General features: G+C 71.4%; 21 protein-coding genes, 1 tRNA gene and 1 riboswitch. Of the genes, 10 read left to right on the top strand and 12 right to left on the bottom strand.

Annotated elements, in window-relative coordinates:
• Window positions 1-133: 133 nt before the first annotated feature.
• Both FV230_RS10320 and FV230_RS10315 read right to left on the bottom strand, forming a co-directional pair.
• On the bottom strand, window positions 134-502 hold the full coding sequence (locus FV230_RS10320; RefSeq protein WP_147842303.1) for an HNH endonuclease: 369 nt from the start codon (window positions 500-502) through the stop codon (window positions 134-136).
• A 67-nt stretch (window positions 503-569) separates the two neighbouring features.
• Complete coding sequence (locus FV230_RS10315; protein WP_147842302.1) at window positions 570-1,403, bottom strand: alpha/beta hydrolase; 834 nt, start codon at window positions 1,401-1,403, stop codon at window positions 570-572.
• Between the two features lie 118 nt (window positions 1,404-1,521).
• Window positions 1,522-1,630, top strand: a riboswitch (TPP riboswitch).
• 75 nt (window positions 1,631-1,705) lie between these two features.
• Here FV230_RS10315 and thiC point away from each other — a divergent pair.
• Entirely contained in the window at window positions 1,706-3,595 is a 1,890-nt protein-coding gene (gene thiC, locus FV230_RS10310; RefSeq protein WP_147842301.1) for a phosphomethylpyrimidine synthase ThiC, read from the top strand.
• A 272-nt stretch (window positions 3,596-3,867) separates the two neighbouring features.
• Window positions 3,868-4,251 (top strand): hypothetical protein, encoded by a 384-nt coding sequence (locus FV230_RS10305; RefSeq protein WP_147842300.1) that lies wholly within the window; start codon window positions 3,868-3,870, stop codon window positions 4,249-4,251.
• 164 nt (window positions 4,252-4,415) lie between these two features.
• Here the strand turns inward: FV230_RS10305 and flaF are convergent, their stop codons facing one another.
• The 3 genes from flaF to FV230_RS10290 all read right to left on the bottom strand — a co-directional run bounded on the left by flaF (window position 4,416) and on the right by FV230_RS10290 (window position 7,870).
• The gene (gene flaF / locus FV230_RS10300; RefSeq protein ID WP_147727251.1) at window positions 4,416-4,778 is read right to left on the bottom strand and encodes a flagellar biosynthesis regulator FlaF; all 363 of its coding nucleotides are present in this window, start codon (window positions 4,776-4,778) and stop codon (window positions 4,416-4,418) included.
• Window positions 4,779-4,975: 197 nt separating this feature from the next.
• Window positions 4,976-6,601 (bottom strand): ABC-F family ATP-binding cassette domain-containing protein, encoded by a 1,626-nt coding sequence (locus FV230_RS10295; RefSeq protein WP_147842299.1) that lies wholly within the window; start codon window positions 6,599-6,601, stop codon window positions 4,976-4,978.
• A gap of 81 nt (window positions 6,602-6,682) precedes the next feature.
• Window positions 6,683-7,870, bottom strand: coding sequence for a patatin-like phospholipase family protein (locus tag FV230_RS10290; protein WP_147842298.1), 1,188 nt, complete (start codon window positions 7,868-7,870; stop codon window positions 6,683-6,685).
• A 417-nt stretch (window positions 7,871-8,287) separates the two neighbouring features.
• Here FV230_RS10290 and FV230_RS10285 point away from each other — a divergent pair, with 417 nt between their 5' ends.
• Window positions 8,288-8,821: a GcrA family cell cycle regulator gene (locus FV230_RS10285; protein WP_147842297.1), complete on the top strand. Its 534-nt coding sequence runs from the start codon at window positions 8,288-8,290 to the stop codon at window positions 8,819-8,821.
• 5 nt (window positions 8,822-8,826) lie between these two features.
• On the opposite strand, the gene FV230_RS10280 is transcribed toward FV230_RS10285, so the two are convergent.
• The 3 genes from FV230_RS10280 to argJ are packed head-to-tail and all read right to left on the bottom strand — an operon-like array spanning window position 8,827 to window position 11,203.
• On the bottom strand, window positions 8,827-9,243 hold the full coding sequence (locus tag FV230_RS10280; protein WP_147727255.1) for a (deoxy)nucleoside triphosphate pyrophosphohydrolase: 417 nt from the start codon (window positions 9,241-9,243) through the stop codon (window positions 8,827-8,829).
• Window positions 9,240-9,956, bottom strand: a complete 717-nt coding sequence (locus FV230_RS10275) for an SIMPL domain-containing protein (RefSeq protein ID WP_243984277.1) — start codon at window positions 9,954-9,956, stop codon at window positions 9,240-9,242. The genes FV230_RS10280 and FV230_RS10275 overlap by 4 nt, the downstream gene beginning before the upstream one ends.
• Window positions 9,953-11,203, bottom strand: coding sequence for a bifunctional glutamate N-acetyltransferase/amino-acid acetyltransferase ArgJ (gene argJ / locus FV230_RS10270; RefSeq protein ID WP_147842296.1), 1,251 nt, complete (start codon window positions 11,201-11,203; stop codon window positions 9,953-9,955). The genes FV230_RS10275 and argJ overlap by 4 nt, the downstream gene beginning before the upstream one ends.
• A gap of 217 nt (window positions 11,204-11,420) precedes the next feature.
• Between argJ and FV230_RS10265 the strand changes: the two genes are divergently transcribed.
• Window positions 11,421-11,858, top strand: coding sequence for a histidine kinase (locus FV230_RS10265; RefSeq protein WP_147729923.1), 438 nt, complete (start codon window positions 11,421-11,423; stop codon window positions 11,856-11,858).
• A 7-nt stretch (window positions 11,859-11,865) separates the two neighbouring features.
• Here the strand turns inward: FV230_RS10265 and FV230_RS10260 are convergent, their stop codons facing one another.
• A complete protein-coding gene (locus FV230_RS10260; protein WP_246694815.1) occupies window positions 11,866-12,678 on the bottom strand; it encodes a CPBP family intramembrane glutamic endopeptidase in 813 nt (270 codons plus the stop codon).
• Window positions 12,679-12,999: 321 nt separating this feature from the next.
• Here FV230_RS10260 and FV230_RS10255 point away from each other — a divergent pair, with 321 nt between their 5' ends.
• Window positions 13,000-13,650: a ClpXP protease specificity-enhancing factor SspB gene (locus FV230_RS10255; RefSeq protein WP_147729109.1), complete on the top strand. Its 651-nt coding sequence runs from the start codon at window positions 13,000-13,002 to the stop codon at window positions 13,648-13,650.
• 243 nt (window positions 13,651-13,893) lie between these two features.
• Here the strand turns inward: FV230_RS10255 and FV230_RS10250 are convergent.
• Window positions 13,894-13,970 (bottom strand) — tRNA-Pro (locus tag FV230_RS10250).
• 208 nt (window positions 13,971-14,178) lie between these two features.
• Between FV230_RS10250 and FV230_RS10245 the strand changes: the two genes are divergently transcribed.
• The 3 genes from FV230_RS10245 to FV230_RS31215 all read left to right on the top strand — a co-directional run bounded on the left by FV230_RS10245 (window position 14,179) and on the right by FV230_RS31215 (window position 15,333).
• Window positions 14,179-14,709 (top strand): metallophosphoesterase, encoded by a 531-nt coding sequence (locus FV230_RS10245; protein ID WP_147842295.1) that lies wholly within the window; start codon window positions 14,179-14,181, stop codon window positions 14,707-14,709.
• 99 nt (window positions 14,710-14,808) lie between these two features.
• A complete protein-coding gene (locus FV230_RS10240) occupies window positions 14,809-15,120 on the top strand; it encodes a hypothetical protein (RefSeq protein WP_147842294.1) in 312 nt (103 codons plus the stop codon).
• 90 nt (window positions 15,121-15,210) lie between these two features.
• Entirely contained in the window at window positions 15,211-15,333 is a 123-nt protein-coding gene (locus FV230_RS31215) for a hypothetical protein (RefSeq protein ID WP_279596406.1), read from the top strand.
• Between the two features lie 46 nt (window positions 15,334-15,379).
• On the opposite strand, the gene FV230_RS10235 is transcribed toward FV230_RS31215, so the two are convergent.
• Window positions 15,380-15,622: a hypothetical protein gene (locus FV230_RS10235; protein WP_147842293.1), complete on the bottom strand. Its 243-nt coding sequence runs from the start codon at window positions 15,620-15,622 to the stop codon at window positions 15,380-15,382.
• Window positions 15,623-15,818: 196 nt separating this feature from the next.
• Between FV230_RS10235 and uvrB the strand changes: the two genes are divergently transcribed.
• Together uvrB and FV230_RS10225 are read left to right on the top strand one after the other, a co-directional pair.
• Window positions 15,819-18,527, top strand: a complete 2,709-nt coding sequence (gene uvrB, locus FV230_RS10230) for an excinuclease ABC subunit UvrB (RefSeq protein WP_147842292.1) — start codon at window positions 15,819-15,821, stop codon at window positions 18,525-18,527.
• 317 nt (window positions 18,528-18,844) lie between these two features.
• A complete protein-coding gene (locus FV230_RS10225; protein ID WP_246694814.1) occupies window positions 18,845-20,227 on the top strand; it encodes a hypothetical protein in 1,383 nt (460 codons plus the stop codon).
• A gap of 438 nt (window positions 20,228-20,665) precedes the next feature.
• Here FV230_RS10225 and FV230_RS10220 read toward each other — a convergent pair.
• Window positions 20,666-22,645 (bottom strand): lytic transglycosylase domain-containing protein (locus FV230_RS10220; protein ID WP_147842291.1); only part of this gene is annotated, 1,980 nt, incomplete at its 5' end.

Genomic DNA, 22,645 nt, shown 5'->3' with positions numbered 1-22,645 from the left:
CCCGCCATCACCGCCTCCGCCCGGTCGCCCCGTCGCCGCAACCCTTGGGCGGGATGCGTAAAGGCCGCCTGAGCCCCGCAGCGCCATCGCGCGGCATGGCGAACGCGGGGTGAATCCGCTCCGGGGCCCGGCGTCAGCTCTTGCGCTTGGCCGAGCGACGGTCCCGCGTCATCCGCGTGGCAGCGTGGAAGTCGTCGGGCTTGGTCCGCACCCAGGCGATGAAGCGCGCGATCTCCGGCTCGGCGCGGAGCGCGCCGACGTCGGCGAGGCGCCGGGCGAGCTCGGCTTCGCTGTGCCGGGCATGGATCGCCGAGTGGCAGACTTGGTGCAGCCGCACGGTGGTGCCGTGGGTGCCGCCCTTCAGCTTCGGCACGAGGTGATGCAGGCTCGAGCGGGCGCGGGGCGGGATCGGGCGCTCGCAGAGCGGGCAGATCACCGGCTCGGGGCTGCGCGCCTGCGTCTCGGGATCGTCCTCGCGCCAGCGCCGCTCGCGTCGCCCCACCGCCTCGCCTCCGTTCGCATCGGGTCCGACCGGCGATATGGGATTGCGGGAAAACCGCGGCGCGGCGTCAAGGCGTCGCTGCGGCGAGCGCCGGGCAGCCCGGCCGGACGCGGTCGCCGAACAGGGTTTCGGCCAGGCGATCGCGGGTTCCGAGCACCGAGACGTGGTCGCCGGCGACCGCCTCGAAGCGGGCGCTCGCGCCCGCCGCGATGGCGAGGCGGCGCCCGAGCTTCACCGGCACGACGCCGTCCGCCGTGCCGTGGACGATCAGCACCGGCCCGCCGGCCCGCGCGATGCGCGCATCGGAGCGCCAGGTATCGCTCAGCAGGGTGGTCGGCGCGTAGGGGAAGGCGAGGCGCACGATGCCGGGCAGCGAATCGAACGGCGCCTCGAGGTAGAGCCCGAGATGCGGCACCCGCTCCGCCACGGCGACCGCGACCGCGGCGCCGAGGGAATGACCGTGCAGCAGGATCGGAGCGCCGGGCGCCCGCCGCGCGGCCTCGGCGACGGCCGCGAGCCCGTCGGCGATCAGCCCCTCCTCCGTCGGCGTGCCGGTCGATCCGGGATAGCCGCGATAGGCGATCGCCAGCACGCCCCATCCGGCGCCGGACCAGGGCGCGGCGGCAAAGCGCGCGGCCGCGGGCTCGGGGCGCGAGCCGTTGCCGTGGAAGCTGACCACGACGCCGCAGCCGGGGCGCGGCGCCCGCCACAGGGCATGCAGGCGCTCGTCGTCGGCGGTGACGAGCGAGATCGCTTCGGTGCCCGGCGGCACCGGCAGGCGTGCGCGCGGGCCGGCGATGAAGGCGCCCGGGTAGATGAGGTTGCGCTGGAAGACGGCCAGCGCGGCGATGGGGCCGCCGAAGACGATGGCGGCGGCCGCCAGGACGAGCAGGATGCGCATGGGTCTCCGCCGGGTCTCGCGGCCGGACCCTAACCGTTCCGCGGCGACGCCGGCAGCCGTCCGTCCCAGCATGGTCTGCCGCACGCATTGACAAAGTCCGGCGGCACGCGGAGATTCGAACCATTCCGAGGGGGGCCCCGCAACCGGGGGCTGAGAGTGGACGCGACGTCCTGACCCTTGAACCTGATCCGGCTCGTACCGGCGGAGGGACGGGAACCTGCGGCGCCGATCCCGGCGTCTGCCGCTTCATCGCATCTCCATCGACGCGTGCCGGGTCGCCCCAAAGCCGGGAGACCCACTCGATGAACGCGCCCGTCCTGTCCAAAGACGTCAAGGGAAGTCCCGAGACCGTGACCACGGGTCCGGTGACCGGCTCGCGCAAGGTCTACGCGAGCGTGGCCGGCCGGGAGGACATCCGGGTGCCGTTCCGCGAGATCGTGCTGACCGACCCGAACGAGCCGGCGGTGCGGGTCTACGACCCGTCCGGCCCCTACACCGAGACCGACGCCCGCATCGACCTCGCCAAGGGCCTGCCGACCCTGCGTGACCCGTGGATCGCCAAGCGCGACTACGCCGCCGTGCAGCCGCGCATCGTGAAGCCCGAGGACAACGGCTTCGTGCCGGCCGACAAGCTGGTGGCCCCCTGCCCCGCCGAGCGGACGATCCGCAAGGCCGGCCCGGGCCAGATGGTGACGCAGTACGAGTTCGCCCGCGCCGGGATCGTCACCGAGGAGATGATCTACGTCGCCCACCGCGAGAACCTGTGCCGCGAGCAGATGCTCGACCGGGCGCACGCGGCGCTCGCCGATGGCGAGAGCTTCGGCGCCTCGGTGCCGCCGTTCATCACGCCCGAGTTCGTGCGCGACGAGGTCGCCCGCGGCCGGGCGATCATCCCGGCCAACATCAACCACACCGAGCTGGAGCCGATGGCGATCGGCCGGAACTTCCTGGTGAAGATCAACGCCAACATCGGCAACTCGGCCGTCACCTCGTCGGCGGCGGAAGAGGTGGAGAAGCTGGTCTGGTCGATCCGCTGGGGCGCCGACACGGTGATGGACCTGTCGACCGGCCGCAACATCCACAACATCCGCTCGTGGATCATCCGCAACTCGCCGGTGCCGATCGGCACGGTGCCGATCTACCAAGCGCTCGAGAAGGTCGGCGGCGATCCGCTCAAGCTCGACTGGGAGGTGTTCAAGGACACGCTCATCGAGCAGGCCGAGCAGGGCATCGACTACTTCACGATCCATGCCGGCGTCCGCCTCGCCCACGTGCCGCTCACCGCGCGGCGCGTCACCGGCATCGTGTCGCGCGGCGGCTCGATCATGGCGCGCTGGTGCCTGACCGGGCACCGCGAATCGTTCCTCTACGAGCGCTTCGAGGAGATCTGCGACATCTGCCGCGCCTACGACGTCTCGTTCTCGCTCGGCGACGGCCTCCGCCCCGGCTCGATCGCCGACGCGAACGACGCGGCGCAGTTCGCCGAGCTCGAGACGCTGGGCGAGCTGACCAAGATCGCCTGGAACAAGGGCTGCCAGACGATGATCGAGGGGCCGGGCCACGTGCCGATGCACAAGGTCAAGGTCAACATGGAGAAGCAGCTCGCCGAGTGCGGCGAGGCGCCGTTCTACACCCTCGGCCCGCTGACCACCGACATCGCGCCGGGCTACGACCACATCACCTCCGGCATCGGCGCGGCGATGATCGGCTGGTTCGGCTGCGCGATGCTCTGCTACGTCACGCCCAAGGAGCATCTCGGGCTGCCCAACCGCGACGACGTGAAGACCGGCGTCATCACCTACAAGATCGCCGCCCACGCCGCGGATCTGGCCAAGGGCCACCCGGCGGCGCAGCTGCGCGACGACGCCCTGTCGAAGGCCCGCTTCGACTTCCGGTGGGAGGACCAGTTCAACCTCGGCCTCGACCCGGACACGGCGCGCGCCTACCACGACGAGACCCTGCCCAAGGACGCCCACAAGGTCGCGCATTTCTGCTCGATGTGCGGGCCGAAGTTCTGCTCGATGAAGATCACGCAGGACCTGCGCGCCGAGGTGCTGGCGATGGAGGCCGCCGGCGAGGTGCTCAACACAGCGCCGATCCTCACCAGCGCCGAGCGCGAGGCCGGGATGGCGGAGAAGTCGCGCGAGTTCCTGGCCGAGGGCGGCAAGCTCTACGTCGACGTCGCCGAGTGACGGAGCCACTCCGGGACGCATGACCGAGCGCTCCGCCCCCGCCCGCCGACAGGCGCGCGGGGGCGGATCGCTTCCAAGGCCTCGCATCCGCTCGACCGGGCCCCGGGGACGCGGTGCATGCCGGGGCGAACCGTTAAAATTCGATCCGCGTCGTTGCCTGATTCTTCAGGATGATCCCGCTCAGTCGGGTACCGGGGCGAAGTCTTAAGATACGATTCACGCGCCGCACGGCTTCTGGTCTCATGCCGCAACGGGACCCGTAGAGGTGCGCGATGAGTACCTTCGAAGTGACACCCCCGACGCCGACGCGCCTGAGCGCACCGCCCGTCGTCCAGCCTGCCAGACCCATCGAGGCGGCGGCTCCGGTGGCGCTCTATCCGGCCGTTCGCGTCGACATCGGCAGAAGCGATCGCAGCGGCGCTGCGGTCTCCGATGACGGACGGTCGCGCGGCGACGCCGCGTCGGATCGGACCAACGACGAGCGGCGCATCACCATCGACCGGGATACGAAGAGCGTCGTGTATCAGGTGCTCGATCCCGGCACCGGTGCGGTGCTGGTCCAGCTTCCGGACGTGTCGGTGCTCCGGTCGCGCGCCTACGCCGAGGCTCAGGCGGAGCGCAGGACGGCCGACAAGCCCGTCGATCGCGAGGCGTGAGCGGCGCCTCCGCCGGTCGTGACGCCGAGCGGAACGAAAGGGCCGGGGCTGTGCGCCTCGGCCCTTTTTTGCGTCGCCATGCCTGTCGAGACCGGGTCGCCGAAGCCGAGGCGACGGGACGCGCTGCGTCCCGTGCCCGGTCGCGGCCGCCGGTCCGGCACGGCCTACGAGGAGCGCAGGCCGGCGGCGATCTGCTGGTTGATGTTGATCAGCGCCGAGAGCTTGTCGGCGCCCGGCTCGATCAGCGTGTCGATGATCCGCCGGAACACGAAGACCGAGAGCTGGCCGATGTTGTTCTTGATCGCGATCGGAAGCGGGCTCTCGGGCGCCGTCGCGGCGCCCGCTAGGAGCGTCCAGACCTTCTGATTGAAGTTCAGCGCCTTGTTCAGGTTGGCGGACTGATTGGTCCAGTCGTCCTTGACCATCTGAAGCTGCTGCGCCGCCTTGATCAGCACGGCGGCTTCCGCCTCGCGCGGGCTGAGGACGCTGTTCGCGGTTCTCGTGTAGGCGTTGGCGGCGAAACTCATCGGTCTGACGCTCCACCCGCAGGCCGGCGGGCACGGGGTGGGGTTATGGCAGCGCGCGCCTTAACATAGGGTAAGCGCCGCGGACGAGAATTGCATCGGCCGCCCAAGCGATTGTTCAAGCACAGCGTCGGCCGGACGGCGCCGCAGCGGAACGATCGACTGTATTCGATCGTCCCTATCATGATCCCGCCTAAGGATCACGCAGCCCGCTTCTTGCCCTTCTTCTCGCGCCCCTGCCCCGGGGCGCTCTTGCCGGCGCGGGAGCGGTCGAGGACGAACTTCGCGTAGTCGTCCATGTCGCCGGGAAACGGCTTCACGGTGTTGTCAGCCGCGAGCCAGAGGCGGTCGGCCACGAGCTCCATCAGCGAGCGGTCGTGGGTGATGAGGATGACGGCTCCCTCGTAGTCGTTCAGCGCGTCGAGCAGCGCCCGGCGACTGTCGATGTCCAGGTGGTTGGTCGGCTCGTCGAGGATCAGCAGGTGGGGCGCCCGCATCGCCACTAGGTTCAGCAGCAGCCGCGCCCGCTCGCCGCCCGACAGCGCATCGACCGTGGTCTCCTGCTTCTCGTAGGCGAGGCCGAAGCTCGCGAGCTTGCCTCGGCGGGCCGACTCGCTGTCCTCGGGCCGCTCGCGGCGGATGATGGCCAGCGGCGTATCCTTCGGGTCCATCGCCTCGATCTGGTGCTGGTGGAACCAGCCGACCTGCACCCGCCCTTCGCGCGTCATCCGCCCCGAGCGGATGTCGAGCGCACCGGCGGCCATCTTCGCGAAGGTCGACTTGCCGGCGCCGTTGACGCCGAGCAGGCCGATGCGATCGTCGATGTCGAGCGTCAGGTTCAGGCCGCGCAGGATCGCGGGATCGTCGCCGTAGCCGACCTCGACGTCGGTGAGGTGCATCAGCGGCGGCGCCAGCGGGCGCTTCGGCGACGGCAGGTGGAACGGCGCGACGTGCTCCTCGATCGTGGTGGCGATCGGCTCGAGCTTGGCCAGGCGCTTGACCCGCGACTGCGCCTGCGCGGCCTTCGAGGCCTTGGCCTTGAAGCGGTCGATGAAGCTCTGCAGGTGGGCGCGCTCGGCGTCCTGCTTGGCCTTGGCTGAGAGCTGGAGCCTCGCCTTCTCGGCGCGGCGCCGCTCGAAGTCGTCGTAGCCGCCGGTGTAGAGCTCGAGCTGCCCGTTGGCGACGTGCAGGATCGCGTCGACGGAGTTGTTCAGCAGCTCGCGGTCGTGGCTGATGATCAGCGCCGAGTGCGGGTAGCGCAAGAGCCGCGCCTCGAGCCAGAGCGCGCCTTCGAGGTCGAGATAGTTCGTCGGCTCGTCGAGCAGCAGCATCTCGGGGGCGGCGAACAGGGCGGCGGCGAGCGCCACCCGCATCCGCCAGCCGCCGGAGAACTCCGACATCGGCCGCTCGAGGTCGGCCACCGAGAAGCCGAGGCCGGCCAGGATCTCGCCGGCGCGGGCGGGCGCCCGGTCGGCGTCGATCTCGATCAGCCGGCCGTAGATCTCGCCCATGCGCTCGGGCTCGGCGGTCTCCAGCTCGGCATAGAGGCCGTCGCGCTCGACGTCGGCCGCGAGGATCGTGTCGATCAGGCTGACCGGCGTCGCCGGGTGCTCCTGGTCGACCGAGCCGATGCGCGCCGTCTTCGGTAGGAACACCGTTCCGGAATCCGGCTGGAACGCACCGAGGATGATCTTGAACAGCGTCGACTTGCCGACGCCGTTGCGGCCGACGATGCCGACCTTGGCCCCCGGCGGGATCGCCACGCTGGCCTTCGTGAAGAAGCGCCGCCCCCACATGTTGAAGGTGAGGTCTTCGATCTGCAGCATGATGGGGGGTCACGGGCCGGGAGCGGGGGCGCTCCCCCACTCCCTACCGCACTGCAGCACGATGTGCGAGCGCGCCGAGGCCTACCGGGTCGCCGCGCTGGCGATCGCCTTGGTCAACGGCGCGGCCGGCACGGTGCTCTCCCAGAACCGCCCGGTCTTGGCGCGCTCGAAGCCGGCCTCGTAGAGGTTGCGCATGTAGGTGGTGTCGAAGCCGTCCGGCGTCGTCAGCTTGGGGCCGTCCTCGGGAATGTAGGTGAGGTTGAAGCCGACGCCGTTCTCGCGGGCAAAGGCGTAGGTCGCCGCCAGCGTCTGGCGGCTGCGGGCGCGGCTCGCCGTGGTGAACGAGCGCCCGACGATCGCCAGGGTGTTGTTCTGCGCCACGTCGAACTCGGGCTCGAGGCGACCGTTGATGATGACGTAGATCCGGCCCTTCTGACCGGTCGCGAGGCGCTTGTCGCGCAGCAGCAGCGCCTGCGGCAGGGTGAAGACCGGCGTCACCACCGAGCCGTCGACGTGCAGCTCCTGGAAGGCGCGCCCCTCGGCCTGCACGTCGATGAGCTGGGGCGGGAACACCGCCGGGATGCTGGCCGAGGCGGTGAGCACGTCGCGGAACAGGTCGAGCGCGTTTGGCGCGCCGCTCGCGGCGATGGCGCCCATGTTCCAGATCGTGGCGCGCTGGCTGTCGAGGTTCGTCGTCACCACCAGCAGGCGGCGGCCCTTGGTGTGCTCGGCGGCGATGGCGGCGAGCAGGTCGGCGTTGACGTAGCGCCCGACGAGGTTGCGCAGGCGGCCGTCGCCGAACAGGCCGGAGCCGAACAGCACGTTCACGACGCTCGGGCTCTGCACCAGGGTGCTGGCGATGCCGCTGGTGTAGATGTCGGTGAGGTAGGAATCGTAGGACGAGCCGAGGAAGGCGAACGGCGCGATCAGCGACCCGGTGCTGACGCCGGAGACGAGCGAAAATTCCGGCCGCGTGCCCGAGGCCGACCAGCCGTTCAGCACACCCGCGCCGTAGGCGCCGTCGCCGCCGCCGCCGGACAGGGCGAGGTAGCTGAAGCCCTGGCGCTTGTTCTGCGGCGTCGACGCCATCTCGGTGAAGGTCTCGACCGAGGCGTCCGAGAACACGCGGGCGCCGGGAATGCCCGGCACGCCCGCGACCGCCGCCTCGGCGGCGGTGTACGGAATCCTCGGCACCGAGGAGCAGGCGGCAAGCTGGGCCGCAACAGCGAGGGCGAGGCACCCGCGCAGCCAACCGTATCGACGCGACATCGTCAAAAAATCCCACGCCCGATCCGGGCCGTCCCGGCATGCGAACGAGCTTGACCATACTAGCGTTCCGGCCGGGCGACCGCAACGCGGCCTTGCGGCCGGCGGTGATGCGGCCGGGTCACACCCGGCACGCGGGAACCGCGGTCGTCGCCGCCCGGACAATGGGCGGTGGACAGCCACGGCTCCGCTTCCGCCGGCCTTGCATCGGCGGAGAACGGTCCTGTAGGTTGCCCTCGTCGCCGGATGCCTCAGGGGGGGTATGGCGGCTATGACCAGCGGCGCGCACGACGGGCTTCGGACCGGCCTCGTCCCGACTTTCGGGACCAGCCGGTCAGCGGGGAAAGGTCGCGCCCGATCCGCGCCTTGACTGCGGGGGACCGGGGCAGTCCGCGGGTCTAGATCGGGAGGGGCGAGACCATGGACACAATCTTGAGTTGGACGGACGAGCGCGTGACGCTGCTGCGCCAGCTGTGGGAAGACGGCCAGAGCGCGAGCAAGATCGCGGCGCAGCTCGGCGGCGTCACCCGCAACGCGGTGATCGGCAAGGTGCACCGGCTCGGCCTCTCGGGCCGCGTGATCAAGCCGGCCGAGGACGTCGCGGCCGCTCGGCGCAAGCCGGCGCAGGAAGTCGAGATCGAGACGGCGATCGCCGTGGTCGAGGCCGAGGCTCCCGAGCCGGTGGCGATCCTTGCGCACCGGCCCGCGCCGGACTTTCCGGTTCCGGCCGCCGCGCCCGAGCCGGTGGCGCTCGCCGCCTCGCAGCGCGTGACGATCATGGATCTGCGCGAATCGATGTGCCGCTGGCCCATCGGCGACCCGACCACGCCGGAATTCGGGTTCTGCGGCGCCCGCTCGATCACCGGGCTGCCCTATTGCACGCATCACGCCCAGATCGCCTACCAGCCGGCGGCCGAGCGCAAGCGCGACCGCCGCGTGGCCGGCTTCCGCTAAGGCTTTCAAGGGCCGAGCAGGTCGATCAGGTAGGGGATCAGCGGTTCGTCGGCCGGCGGCATCGCGAGCTCGCGCAGGTCGCGCGGGCGCACCCACTTGATCGCCTGGCCCTCGAGCGGGCGCGGCGTGCCGTTCCAGCGCCGGCAGACGTAGAGCGGCATCAGCAGGTGGAAGTCCGGATAGGCGTGGCTCGCGAAGGTGAGCGGCGCCAGGCACGGCTCCTCCACCCGGATGTCGATCTCCTCAGCCAGCTCGCGGATCAGCGTCGCCTCGGGGCGCTCGCCCGCCTCCACCTTGCCGCCGGGAAACTCCCACAGGCCGGCCAGCTGCTTGCCGGGCGGCCGCTCGCTGACGAGCACGCGGCCGTCGTGATCGACCAACGCCACGGCGACCACGAGCAGCAGGCGCACCGGCGCCGTCATGGTTCCACCGCGAACGAAGCCGTCGCTTCGGCCTGACTCGCGATCAGCCCGGCCTCGATCGGCACACGCTTGGCGTCAAACCGCGATCCTGCGGAAAAGCGAAAGGCCTGCGCCGCATCCGGCAGCTGCCCATGGCCGACGGCGAGCTGGCAGAGGCCGCCGATCTTGGCGCCTGCCGCTTCCGCCAACGCCTGGGCCTGGGACCGCGCGTCGCGCGTCGCCTCCACCCGAAGGCGGTTCTCAACGGCCAGGGGATCCTTCAGCCCGAAGGTGATCGCATCGATCCTATTCGCCCCCGTATCGAGAGCCTGTCGCAGCAGGTCGCCGAGGCGGCCCAGATCGGCGAGCTGCACGCTGACGCGGTTCGTCGCGCGGTAACCGTCCGGCTGCTCCTGCCGCGTACCGTCCGGTCGCGTCACGGTCCGCGTCGCCGGTTCCAGCACGACGGCCGCGGTGCCGACGTCGCCCGTCGGCACGCCGAGTCGCCCGGCCAGCGCCACGACGCCGCCGACCGCCTGTGACGACGCATCGAGTGCCGCCGCGGCGTTGGGCGCCTTGGCCTCGACGCCGATGACGACGGTCGCGAAGTCGGGTGCCTGAGTGGCCTGCGCGCGCCCGGTCACGGTGATCCGGCGCGCGCAGGCATCGTCGGCGCGAGCCGGCGACCCCAGGAGGCAGAAGCCGGAAGTCAGGGCGATCGCGAGGCGCCTCACGAGCGGTAATCCCCGTTGATCTCGATGTAGCCCTTGGTCAGGTCGCAGGTCCAGACCCGCGCCTTGCCCGTTCCGAGCCCGAGATCGACGCGGACGGTGACGTCGGATTCGCGCATCACGGCGCTCGCGGCATCCTCGCTGTAATCCGGGTCGCGGGCGCCGGCCACCGCCACGCGCACGTCGCCGAACCAGATCGCGAGGCGGTCGCGGTCGGCGGGCTCGCCGGCCTTGCCGACGGCCATCACCACGCGGCCCCAATTGGCGTCCTCGCCCGCGACCGCCGTCTTCACCAGCGGCGAGTTGGCAATCGACATCGCGATGCGATGGGCGGAGGCGTCGCTCTCGGCACCGCCGACCTCGACGGTGACGAACTTGCGGGCGCCCTCGCCGTCCTTGGCGACGAGCTGCGCCAGCTCGATCAGCAGGTCGTCCAGCGCCGCGCGGAAGCCCGCGAGCCGCGGGTCGGCGGCGTCCGCGACCGGCGCGGTCGCGGCCTTGCCGGTGGCGAACAGCATCAGCGTGTCGGAGGTCGAGGTGTCGCCGTCGACCGTCACGCAGTTGAAGCTCTTGCCCGTGCCCTCCGCCAGCATCGCCTGCAGCACCGGCTGCGGCAGCGCCGCGTCGGTGAAGACGAAGGCCAGCATCGTCGCCATGTCCGGCGCGATCATTCCGGCGCCCTTGGCGATGCCGTTGATCGTGACCGCGACCCCGTCGATCTCGGCGGTCCGCGTCGCGCATTTCGGGAAGGTGTCGGTGGTCATGATCGCGCGGGCGGCGGCCTCCCAGGCCTCGGCGCCCGGCACCGTGCGCCCGGCACAATCGGCGAGCACGCCCTCGAACTTGGTGGCGTCCAGCGGCTCGCCGATGACGCCGGTGGAGGCGATGAACACCTCGGTCTCGGCGCAGCCGGCCGCGGCGGCCGCGATCCGTGCCGTGAGCGCGACCGCATCCCGGCCGCGCGATCCCGTGAACGCATTGGCGTTTCCGGAGTTCACGACCAGCACGCGCGCCGCGCCACCGGCGAGCGCCTCGCGGCACCAGTCGACCGGCGCCGACGGGCAGCGCGACCGGGTGAACACGCCGGCGGCGGCGGTGCCGGCGTCGAGGCCGACATAGAGCACGTCGGTGCGGCCGGAATAGCGGATCCCGGCCTGCGCGGTGGCGAGGGCGACGCCGCGGATCGGGGGCAGCGCCGGCGTCGAGGCCGGCGCGAGGGGGGAGACGGGGGGCGATTTTGCGGACGACATCGAAATCATCTCCGTGCGCTCGCGGCGTCGCCCGCGACGCGGCCCTGTTGCCCCGCCGGCCCGGCCTCGGTCAACCGCCTGCCCGATCCCGGCGCATGCCTGCTTCCTGGGCGGCTGCGCTCAGAAATACGGCGCAAACGCGGCGTGGGGCTTGCGCGACCGCTGCTTCCCGGCCTAGCATGCTGCGATGCAACGCGAACGCCGAGTCGAACGCGGAATGCCGCAACCCACCAGCGGAACGACGCTCGTGAGCCCGACCCAGCCCGCAGGGGGCTGCTACGGGATCCAGGTTCTCGTCGCCGGCCGGCAGAAGCGCTGGCGTGACGAGGTCTCCAATCAGGTCCGCCGCGCGGGCTTCCAGGCGACGGCCTGCGACAGCGGCGTCGACGCCCTCACCGTCCTCGTCCTCGGCCTTCCGGTCGACGTGCTGGTCGCCGATGTCGGGCTCGAAGGCGCGCTCTGCTGCTCGCGGCTCGCTGTCGAGGCCCGCGCCCTGCGCCCGGGCCTGCGCATCGTCCTGGCCAGCGATCTCTACGAGGAGATGTCGGGCGATGCCTCGCACCTCCTCCCCGACGCGATCCTGATCCCGCGCGACCTGCGCAACGGCTCCGTCGCGAGCACCGTGCGCGAAGCCCTGGCGAACCGGCCCGCCTGACGCGCCGTCACGGCCACAGCACGTAGGCGATCAGCGCGAGGTTGCTCCAGCCGTGGAGCGCGATGCACGGCCAGAGCCGGCCGGTGCGCCAGCGCAGCCAGCCCAGCATCAGCGCCAGCGGCGCCAGCGAGACCGGGCGGGCGAATCCCCAGGCCGAGACGTGCGCCATCGCGAACAGCAATGCCGTGACGAGGATCGTCGCGGCCGGCGGCAGGAAGCGCCGGGCGGCGGCGAAGCCTTCCCCGCGCATCAGCATCTCCTCGGCGGCGGGCGCCAGCACCACGACGTAGCCGAGCCACGCCGCCACGGCGGCCGGGCTCAGCATCGGCGACAGGCGCACGCCGTTGCCGAAGGCCGCGCCGAACGCCTCCGCGGTGCCGGTGACCCAGGCGATGTGCACGGCCGGCCACAGCAGCAGGATCAGCAGCAGCGTGCGCGGCCGCATCCCGTTCGGCCGCTCGCGATCGAGGGCGAGCCTTCTGCGCCACCCGGTGCCGTCGCGGCGCAGGGCGACCGCGACGACGAGGCCGGCGAGGAAGACCTGCCGCAGCACGTCGACGGCGAGCTCGCGGCGGGCGAGCTCGGTGGCGCCGAGATAGGGCCGCCGCGCCGCGTCGAGGAACGGATCGATCCCGGCGAGCAGGTCGGCGCCGACCCGGACCGCGGCCAACGACATCAGGCTCGCCGCCGCGAGGTAGAGCAGGAGCATGCCGGCCAGCACGACCAGGTTCACGCCGAGGCGGCCGGCCGCGACCCATCGCCGGTCCGGTTCGGACGGTGCGGCGGCTTCGATGGGCAGGACACCATGATCGGGCTTCAAAACCGCGGCGATCCCCACTATGTTCTTCTCACCGGTCGAAAGGCCGGAACGGCGACGAACGGTCTTCGCGACGCGCCGGTCACTTCGAACCTATCGGATCCGTTCCGTTCGCCGTAGCCCCCCGCCCTCGGACACGATGGCGCTGCCGGGCGGGACGGCCGGACGGGTCCGCCGGCGCGGTGGTCGGCAGCCTGACGCGGTTCCGCGCGTCGGCCGCTCGATACCCGGCCTCCGGCGACGGAAGCCGCCTTCCTTCCTCATCCGATTTGGTGCGCGTCCCGCGCGACAGGTCGTCGGGCAGACCGCACAGAGCGACCGCAGATGGCAGACGACCTGATCCGCTACGATCTCCTGGTTCAGGACGCCCTCCGCGGCGTCGTGCGCAAGGTGCTCACCGACGCCGCCCGCGAGGGCTTGGCGGGGGAGCACCACTTCTACGTCTCCTTCCGCACCGAAGCCCCGGGCGTGCGGATGTCCCAGGCCCTGCGCGAGAAGTACCCGCAGGACATGACGATCGTCCTGCAGCACCAGTTCTGGGACCTTGGCGTCACCGAGCACAGCTTCGAGGTCGGGCTGTCCTTCTCCGGCGTTCCCGAGCGGCTGCTGGTGCCGTTCGATGCGCTGTCGGGGTTCTTCGATCCGTCCGTGCAGTTCGGCCTGAAGTTCGACCTCAACGAGACGGCGGAGGCCTCCGGCGAGGAGCCCGCCCCGAGCAACGCGAAGGCCGGCCCGCGCGGCGCGGCCTCCGAGCCGACCGAGATGAAGCCCAAATCGGTCACGCCCGGCACCGGCCTGGCGGCGATCGGCAGCACCGCGCCGAAGACCATACCCGCCCTCCCCGCCGCGCAGAACGGCGGCAAGGCGGACGAGAAGGAGCCGCGCGTCGCGGCCAAGGCGGCGAAGAAGGACGCCGACGGCAACGAGGCCAGCGCCGAGGTCGTCAGCCTCGACGCGTTCCGAAAGAAGAGCTGAGGCTCGACGCTTCGGGAGTCAGCCCTCGTCCGGAGGCGTCCGCGCGATCGGGCCTCGGACGGGGTGTCTGGAAAATCACGCGGCCTCCGGCGGGCGCCTTCGAGGCTTCCGCGTCCCCAAGGCCTCTCGGAACGCGGACCCGAACGGCCGGCCCCACGACCACGAAAAAAGGCCGGGGCCTGCTCGGCCCCGGCCTTTCCTCAGAGCGGCGACATCGATCCTTCGACCGACGTCCCGTTTTGTTGGTCGGAGTAGCAGGACTTGAACCTGCGACCCCCTGTCCCCCAGACAGGTGCGCTACCGGGCTGCGCTATACTCCGTCACGTCCGCTCTCGCGTCGGCATGCCGTTGGGCCGCCGACACCCCGAAGGGTCCGCGGGTCTTAGCTTTCCGCTCCGGGGCACGCAAGCCCCGTTCCGGCGCTTCGCCGAAACAGGGTTGGGTGTCGCACCGATCCCGACGCCCCTTGCGCGAGGCGGGCCGGATCAGACAGGAGACCGCGTGCGGTCTGGCGCGGCGAGGCGGGCGGTGGCGGTCTATTTCACGAGCGATACGCATTTCGGCGACCCGCGCATCCTGCGGCTCGACCGCCGGCCGTTTCCCGACCTCGCCGCGCACGATGCCGCGCTGATCGCGACGTGGAATCGCGTCGTCGCGCCCGACGACACCGTCTGGCATCTCGGAGACTTCGCCCTCGGGCCGCCGCGGGAGCGGGTCCACGCGATCCTCGCCGGCCTGAACGGAGAGAAGCACCTGATCGTCGGCAACAACGACGGGCCCGATACGCTCGATGCGCCGGGTTGGACCTCGATCGCGCGTTATGCCGAGATCGCGGTGGACGGCCGTGGCCTGGTGCTGTGCCACTACGCCTTCCGCACCTGGAACGGCATCGGCCGCGGCGTTCTCAATCTGCACGGCCATTCGCACGGGCAGCTCCGTGCCGCGCCCAAGCAGTACGACGTTGGCGTCGACGCGCAGGGCTTCGCGCCGGTCGACCTCGCCGCGATCCTGGTTTCGCGCCGCGGCCGCAGCGCAGCGAAAGCGGAACCATCGGCCTAGCTCCGCCGTTGAGCGCACGTGACTGGGGGTTGAACGACACCGGTCGAATACTTTGCCTCTTCCAGCGTACCGCTCGCGTGATTGTCTTCACGGTGGCCCATGACCCGAACCAAGACCACGATACTGGCCGCGTTCGGCCTCGTTCTCTGCCTCGGCCCGGCATTCGCCGCGCCCTCCTGCTTCGAAGGCCGCGCCAAGGTCGATGAGGCGTCCGCCCTCCGCTACCAGGCCCGTCAGGAAGCCCGCCTCGGCAACCACGATCGGGTCTGCGACACCCTCGACGAGATCGGGGACCGCTACAACGAGGCCCGCGATGCCTTCGAGGATTGCGGTGCCGGCGTCGTCGCGATCGATCTTCGCACCGAGCTGCGAAACCTTCGCATCGCCAAGCAAGTCAACCGCTGCGACTGACCGGGTGCGCGTTCGCACCGCAAAGCTTCTCCGTTCCGAGCATCGTCCCATCGAACGCGACGCAGCACGTCGCCGACAAGGCCAGCCGTCATGACCACCGAAACCCAGACCTTCACCGCCGCCACCGGCCCGTCCTTCGCCGCCGCCCTGTGCGGCTTCCTCAGCACCACGGCGGCCACGACGATCCTGATGTTCCTGCTGAGCAGCGTCTGAGCCGAGGCTCGCTAGCGAATGCGCACCGTCGGCCATCGCTGTTGGGTCAGGGCGCGACCGACCAGAACCGGCGCTTGTTGAACAGCATGTCCTGCGTTCCGATCGTCGGCCCCACCGCGGGCGGCGGCGGGCAGATCGGCTCCGGCCGCTGAGGGGCCGCCATCAGCGTGATCGGCGCGGCCGGAAACAGGCCGAGCCGCTGCTGGATCTCCAGGTTCCGCGCCGCCGCGATCGCCGCGATGCCGACGATCAGCGCCCCGGCCACGGCTCCCAGAACGAAGTTCATCATCCCATCAGCTTTCAGCGGTCAGGCCGGCCTGCCGCCCACGGCTCGCGTGTGATCGCGCAAGCCGGCGGCATTGCGGCGGACGACCCCAGCCGTTGATAGCGGCGAACGGTTTATGAGCTCCTGGTATCGGGGCGGGATGCCGGCAGCGACCGTCGGGCCTCTTCCGTCCGGCCCTGGGCCGCGCCATATTTGGCACATGGCAATTCCCAAGAAGCCCCGGCACGTCTCAGCGACCGGGAAGGCCGACCGGCCGGACGTGCAGCCGCTCGATCCGTTCCTGGCGCAGCTGCTGAGCCCCGCCCTCGCCCGCACGCCGCAGGTCAAATCCGAGCGGCCGGCCGAGCTGCCGCGGCCGGGCCAGCGCAAGCCGGCGAAGGCCAAGGCGAAACCGACGGCCAAAGGCGCGACGACCGAGCCCGCCGGCTTCGGCGAGACGCCGCAGCGCGGCTTCACCGTCGCACCGGGCGCCGAGGTCGATCCGGCGCTGGCCCAGGCCCTCGGCATGACCCCACCCGAGGACGGCCCGGCCCCCGAGGGCGAGCCGGACCAGGCCCCGCTCGCCGCCGACGGCGTCTCCGCCACGGTCGACGCCCTGCAGCGCCTGCTCGAGGAGGGAAACCCGCTGTTCCGCGACGGGCAGACCTGGGTGCCGCACCGGCCGGACCGCCCGGCGAAGTCCGAGGGCGGCAAGCCGTTCCGCCTCGAATCCGAGTTCACGCCGGCCGGCGACCAGCCCACCGCCATCGCCGAGCTGGTCAAGGGCGTGAACGCGGCCGAGCGCGACCAGGTGCTGCTCGGCGTCACCGGCTCGGGCAAGACCTTCACGATGGCCAAGATCATCGAGGAGACGCAGCGCCCGGCCCTGATCCTGGCGCCGAACAAGACCCTGGCGGCGCAGCTCTACGGCGAGTTCAAGAGCTTCTTTCCCGACAACGCGGTCGAGTATTTCGTCTCGTATTACGACTACTACCAGCCCGAGGCCTACGTGCCGCGCTCGGACACCTTCATCGAGAAGGAATCCTCGATCAACGAGCAGATCGACCGGATGCGGCACTCGGCGACCCGCGCCCTGCTGGAGCGCGACGACGTCATCATCATCGCCTCGGTCTCGTGCATCTACGGCATCGGCTCAGTCGAGACCTACACCGCGATGTCGTTCACGGTGACGCTCGGCGAGAAGATCGAGCAGCGCCAGCTCGTCGCCGACCTGGTGGCGCTGCAGTACAAGCGCATCCAGGCGGACTTCGCCCGCGGCACCTTCCGGGTGCGCGGCGACGTGATCGAGCTGTGGCCGGCCCACTTGGAGGACCGCGGCTGGCGCATCGGCCTGTTCGGCGACGAGATCGAGAGCATCGTCGAGTTCGATCCGCTGACCGGCAAGAAGATCAACGAGCTGAAGTTCGTGAAGGTCTACGCCAACTCGCACTACGTCACGCCGCGGCCGACGCTGCAGCAGGCGATCAAGGGGATCAAGCACGAGCTCAACGGCCGCGTCGAGGAGCTGACCCGGATGGGCCGGCTGATCGAGGCCCAGCGGATCGAGCAGCGCTGCACCTTCGACATCGAGATGATCGAGGCGACGGGCGCCTGCAACGGCATCGAGAACTATTCGCGCTACCTCACCGGCCGCAAGCCGGGCGAGCCGCCGCCGACGCTGTTCGAGTACCTGCCCGACAACGCGCTGGTCTTCACCGACGAGAGCCACGTCACGGTTCCGCAGATCGGCGGCATGTACCGGGGCGACTTCCGGCGGAAGGCGACGCTCGCGGAGTACGGCTTCCGCCTGCCCTCCTGCCTCGACAACCGCCCGCTGCGCTTCGAGGAATGGGACGCGATGCGGCCGCAGACGGTCAACGTCTCGGCCACCCCCGGCAAGTGGGAGATGGAGCAGACCGGCGGCGTCTTCGCCGAGCAGGTGATCCGCCCGACCGGCCTCGTCGACCCGGTGATCGAGATCCGCCCGGCCCGCTCCCAGGTCGACGACCTGCTCGGCGAGGTCCGCGAGGTGGCGCAGGCCGGCTACCGCACCCTGGTCACCACCCTGACCAAGCGCATGGCCGAGGACCTGACCGAGTACCTGCACGAGAACTCGGTGCGCGTGCGCTACATGCACTCCGACATCGACACCTTGGAGCGCATCGAGATCATCCGCGACCTGCGGCTCGGCGCCTTCGACGTGCTGATCGGCATCAACCTGCTGCGCGAGGGCCTCGACATCCCGGAATGCGCGCTGGTCGCGATCCTCGACGCCGACAAGGAGGGCTTCCTGCGCTCCGAGACCTCGCTGGTGCAGACCATCGGACGCGCCGCCCGCAACGCCGACGCGCGCTGCATCCTCTACGCCGACCAGATCACCGGCTCGATGGAGCGGGCGATGGCGGAGACCGAGCGCCGGCGCCAGAAGCAGCTCGCCTACAATCTCGAGCACGGCATCACCCCGCAGAGCGTCAAGCGCGGGATCAGCGACATCCTCAGCAGCGTGTTCGAGCGCGATCACGTCCAGGTCGATACCGGGATGGCGGAGATCACCGTCGGCCACAACCTCAAGGCGGTGATGTCCGATCTCGAGAAGCGGATGCGCACCGCCGCCGCCGATCTCGACTTCGAGGAGGCCGCGCGCCTGCGCGACGAGCTGAAGCGGCTCCAGGCGACCGAGTTGATGATCTCCGACGACCCGATGGCGCGCCAGGCCGACGTCGAGCGCGATGCCGGCAAATACGGCCGCAAGGCCCCGCGCGGCTCGGGCACGCGGATCTCGAAGCCGAGCCTCGACAACATGGGGCCGGGCACCGACCGGGAGTTGCCGGCGAGCGCCGTCGCCTGGGTGGAGCGGCCGAAGCCGCGCTCGACGCAAGGGCTCGGCGGCCAGAAGCCGAAATACAAGGGCGGCGGCGGCCGGCGCTGAGATCGGCCTCCTGCGTCGGACGGTTGCTGCGAGCGGGATCACGTCCCGCGCAGGGCGGCAGCGTCTGCTCGGCCGCCGCGGCTCGCTCCCCGTCATCCCATCTCGTCCCGAAGCTCTTGCGCGCAAGCGGTCGCCGCGCCGAATGCGGACGGTCGGGCGCGCGCTGAACCCACGCGAAGAAAAGCAACTCTCGGTTGTAACTTCAAACTATCGTTAAGCATTCCCGCTCAGATTGCATGAGCCATGCAATGGATCTCGTGCGTTGTGTTCTCGGCACGATGCAGCCTCCCGGCGTGGTTCCCTGTCGGAGTGCCTCCATGTCTCGTCGCCAGAACCGCGCCTCCGCGCGCACGTCCACCCCTGCGCCGCGTCGCGAAGCGGCCCGCTCGCGCAGCACGATCGCGATCCCGCTGCTCGGAAGCGTTCTGCTCCTCGGAACTCCGGGCCTGGCCGAGGCCCAGGTCCTGCGCGGGGCGCTCGATACGGTGACCACGGCCGTGAACAGCACCGCCGGAAGCCTGGCGACGGTCGATGCGACCCTCGGCGGCGGCAACCTCGCGACCGTCGGCGCAACGGTCGGCGGCGGATCGGTCGCGAATGTCGGTGCAACCGTCGGTGGCGGATCGGTCGCGGATGTCGGGGCCACCGTCGGCGGCGGTACCGTCGCCAACGTCGGAGCGACGGTCGGCGGCGGATCGGTCGCGACGGTCGGTGCCACCGTCGGCGGCGGCACGATCGCCGGGGTCGGCGCCACGGTCGGCGGCGGCACGATCGGATCCGTCGGCGTGTCGGTCGGCGGCGGAACCGGGACCACCGCCGGCACCGGAACCGGAACCGGCACGACGGGCGGCACCGCCTGCAATCCCTGCACGGGCGGCGGAGCCGGACCCGGCGGCGGCGGCGGCAGCACCGTGTACGATCCGGCCCGCATCGCGGCGATCGAGCTGCGGCTGTCGAACGCCGAGAACCTGCCGATCCGCGGCAACAACGTCAGCCAGTTCCCGCTCCCGGTCGCCGGCGGCGCTGACGCGCTCGCGGCCGGCTACGGCGCCACGGCGGGCGGCGTGAGCGCGACGGCCCTGGGGACCGAGGCGAACGCGGCCGGCGACGGCTCCATCGCGATCGGCCGCAGCGCCTCGGCGACGCAGGCCAACACCATCGCGATCGGTCCCGGCGCGCAGACCACCCGCACGAACCAAGTCGCGATCGGCAACGGCTCGAACACCTATACGCTCGGCGGGATCACGTCGGCGCAGAGCGCCGCGGCCCAGAACGGCGCGACGCAGTTCGTGACCACCGACGCGGCGGGCAACCTCGCGACCTCCGGCTACGGCCCGAGCACCATCGCCGGCCTCGGCTCCCGCCTCGACTCGGCGGAAGGGCGGATCGGCGGCGTCGAGTCCCGTGTCGGCGCGCTGGAATCGCGTACGAACGCCCTGTCGCAATACACCACCGAGACCCGGCGCGAGGCACGCCAGGGCGTCGCCACGGCGCTGGCGATGCCGACCGCGTCGATGCCCTCGGCACCCGGCCGCACCACCTGGGTCCTCAACAGCGCGACCTATCGCGGCGAGTGGGCCGGCGGCGCGGCACTCTCGCACCGCCTGCCGACCGCCGTGCCGCTGGCGATCAACGTAGGCTACGCCTATGGCGGCGACGGCGGCCACGGGGTGCGGGCCGGGCTCGGCGGCGAGTTCTGAGCGCGCCTCCCGCCCGGCTCGGGCCGGGCGGGCTCGGGCCATCGCGTTGGTCCTGAGGCAGTCGAAGCAGCAGGCCAAGCCTCTGGGTGACGGGCGTGCCCGCCATCCAGGGGTCGTCTTCGTCGGACCCCCATGCGATCGGGCGATGGGGCTCGTCTCCCGCATCGACTTGCGGACGGGTCGAATTGCGCCGATCGGGGCGGCTCGTTCGCCAAACCCGACCCGTCATTCCGGGGCACCGAAGGCGAGCTCGGAATCCCGAACCGCCGAGCCGACCCAAAAGGGCGTCGACGGTCGATTCGGACAGCTTCGCTGGCGGTTCTAGGTTCCGGGCTCGGCTGCGCGGCCCCGGACTGACGGGTCGGGTTTCAGGACGGTCGCGGTCGGGTCGTCGAACCGTGCTTCGCCGTTCGGGCACGTCGGCCGCCCGCGCCCCCCTCACCGCGCTCCGCGATGAAGGTCCCCGTCGATCAGCAGCGCGCTCTTGCCGTCGAGGCGGGTGCGGTAGACCTGCAGGTTCTCCATCACCCGCTGGACGTAGTTGCGGGTCTCGGTGAACGGGATGCGCTCGACCCAGTCGATCGCGTCGACCTCGCCCTTGCGCGGATCGCCGTAGGCGTCGATCCACTTCTTCACGTTGCCGCCGCCGGCGTTGTAGGAGGCGAAGGCGAGGATGTAGGAGCCGCGCCAATCCTCCATCAGCTCGCCGAGATGGGCCTGGCCGAGGCGCGCGCTGTAGATCGCGTCGGTGCCGAGCCGGTCCGGGTCGTAGGCGGCCGAGACGCGTCGCGCGGTGCGCTGGGCGGTGGCCGGCATCATCTGCATCAGGCCGCGCGCGCCGACGCCGGACTGCGCCCGCGGGTCGAACTGGCTTTCCTGGCGCGCGATCGCGAAGACCATCGCCTTCTCAACCAGCGGCACCGAGCCGAACGCCTCGTAGGTCGGGATGCCGATGGTGGGGTAGGCGTGCGCGTCGAGCGGCAGGCCGCGCTGCACCGCGAGCTTGCCGACGGCGACGAGGGCGCGGGCGTCCTTCATCTCGACGGCGAGGTCGCCGAGGGCCTGCACCTCGCGCGCATCGGTGAGGCGCTGCGCGGTGTCGATGTAGAGCGGAAGCGCCAGCTCCTTCAGCGAGGCCGCCCCGAGCAGGCGCAGGGCACGGATGCAGAGCCGGTCGTCGAAGGCGGCGCGGGCCGGGCCGTCGAGGTCGGCGGGCGCGCGCAGCGCGAGGCTGGTCTGGCCGAGCTTGGCCCGGGCGAGCTGCCCGTAATAGGCGATCGGCTGCAGCGCCGCGGTCTCGTAGAACCCCTTGGCCGCATCGGCCTGCCCGAGGGCTTCGGCCGCCCGGCCCTGCCAGTAGGCGGCGCGGGCGATCGAGATCGGCGTCTCGGCGATGCCGGCGGCGAGCGCGAAGTGGCGGGACGCGGCCTCCGGGTCGCTGCCGAAGCGGAGCGCGATCCAGCCGGCGTGGAACTCGGCCTCGATCCGCTTCTCGACCGTGCGGGCCGAGTTGGCGCTCGCCACCGCGTAGGCGGTCCTGGCGTCGCCGAGGTCGATCAGCTTGCGCGCGACGATGCGGCGCTCGACCCACCATTCGTCGCCGTCGACGAGCACGTCCGGGTTGCTCGGCGCGGTCGCCAGCACGGCCGCCGCCTCGGCCGGCTTGTCGGCCCGGCGCAGGAACTGCGCCCGCGACAGGATGTAGGAGCTGTCGCTGCGCAGCGACGGCGGCACCGCGGCGAGGGCGGAGGCGGCCCCGGAGCTCTTGTCCTCGACGGCGCGGCGCGCCCGCACCAGGCTGGCATAGGCGCCGCCGGCATAGGTCGCGGCCCGGCCGGCCGCCTCCCAGTCCTCCTTCAGGAGCGCACGCTCCATGCGGTAGCGGTGATCGATGCGGGTGAGCACGCCCGGGAAGGCGTCGGCGACCCTGGCCTCGAGCGAGCGGCCGAAGGTCTCGGAGCGCCACAGGTCGCGGACGAGGTCGGCGGCGTCCGCATCGAGCCCGTCCGCCTTGAACGCCAGCGCTAGGGCGAACTTGCCCGGCGCGCTCGCCGGCCGGGTCGCACCGAAATAGGCGCGCACCGTCGCCGGATTCCTGCGCTCGGTGAGCAACGCCTCCTCGGCGCGGCGGCGGAGCAGCGCGCCCGCCGGCCAGTCCGGGTTGGCGCGGGTGAAGGCGACGGTGCGCTCGAAGCCGATGCCGGCGCCGGCGCGGATCGCGACCCATTCGAGCAGCGCCCGCGCCGCCGGATCGGAGAAGCCGTCGCGCAGGCGGTCGCCGTCGGCGACCTTGCCCTTGCGGTAGAAGTCGATCGCCTGGCGCAGCTGGGCGACGTCGGTGTCGCCGACGCGGGCGATCGGGCCGAGGCCCGGCACCTCCGGCACGGGGGCGGCCGGCGTCACGGCGGCGTCGGGCAG

It is taken from the genome of Methylobacterium sp. WL6, assembly GCF_008040095.1.
GTDB lineage: Bacteria > Pseudomonadota > Alphaproteobacteria > Rhizobiales > Beijerinckiaceae > Methylobacterium.
The sequence above is the reverse complement of the archived record's forward strand: the minus strand, read 5'-3'. Positions and strand labels throughout refer to the sequence as shown.

Bases quoted from the DNA above. Each gene is read 5' to 3' on its own strand.
- FV230_RS10315 (WP_147842302.1), bottom strand. From the start codon at position 1,403: ATGCGCATCCTGCTCGTCCTGGCGGCCGCCGCCATCGTCTTCGGCGGC.
- thiC (WP_147842301.1), top strand. From the start codon at position 1,706: ATGAACGCGCCCGTCCTGTCCAAAGACGTCAAGGGAAGTCCCGAGACC.
- FV230_RS10305 (WP_147842300.1), top strand. From the start codon at position 3,868: ATGAGTACCTTCGAAGTGACACCCCCGACGCCGACGCGCCTGAGCGCA.
- flaF (WP_147727251.1), bottom strand. From the start codon at position 4,778: ATGAGTTTCGCCGCCAACGCCTACACGAGAACCGCGAACAGCGTCCTC.
- FV230_RS10295 (WP_147842299.1), bottom strand. From the start codon at position 6,601: ATGCTGCAGATCGAAGACCTCACCTTCAACATGTGGGGGCGGCGCTTC.
- FV230_RS10290 (WP_147842298.1), bottom strand. From the start codon at position 7,870: ATGTCGCGTCGATACGGTTGGCTGCGCGGGTGCCTCGCCCTCGCTGTT.
- FV230_RS10285 (WP_147842297.1), top strand. From the start codon at position 8,288: ATGGACACAATCTTGAGTTGGACGGACGAGCGCGTGACGCTGCTGCGC.
- FV230_RS10280 (WP_147727255.1), bottom strand. From the start codon at position 9,243: ATGACGGCGCCGGTGCGCCTGCTGCTCGTGGTCGCCGTGGCGTTGGTC.
- argJ (WP_147842296.1), bottom strand. From the start codon at position 11,203: ATGTCGTCCGCAAAATCGCCCCCCGTCTCCCCCCTCGCGCCGGCCTCG.
- FV230_RS10265 (WP_147729923.1), top strand. From the start codon at position 11,421: ATGCCGCAACCCACCAGCGGAACGACGCTCGTGAGCCCGACCCAGCCC.
- FV230_RS10255 (WP_147729109.1), top strand. From the start codon at position 13,000: ATGGCAGACGACCTGATCCGCTACGATCTCCTGGTTCAGGACGCCCTC.
- FV230_RS10240 (WP_147842294.1), top strand. From the start codon at position 14,809: ATGACCCGAACCAAGACCACGATACTGGCCGCGTTCGGCCTCGTTCTC.
- FV230_RS31215 (WP_279596406.1), top strand. From the start codon at position 15,211: ATGACCACCGAAACCCAGACCTTCACCGCCGCCACCGGCCCGTCCTTC.
- FV230_RS10235 (WP_147842293.1), bottom strand. From the start codon at position 15,622: ATGATGAACTTCGTTCTGGGAGCCGTGGCCGGGGCGCTGATCGTCGGC.
- uvrB (WP_147842292.1), top strand. From the start codon at position 15,819: ATGGCAATTCCCAAGAAGCCCCGGCACGTCTCAGCGACCGGGAAGGCC.
- FV230_RS10225 (WP_246694814.1), top strand. From the start codon at position 18,845: ATGTCTCGTCGCCAGAACCGCGCCTCCGCGCGCACGTCCACCCCTGCG.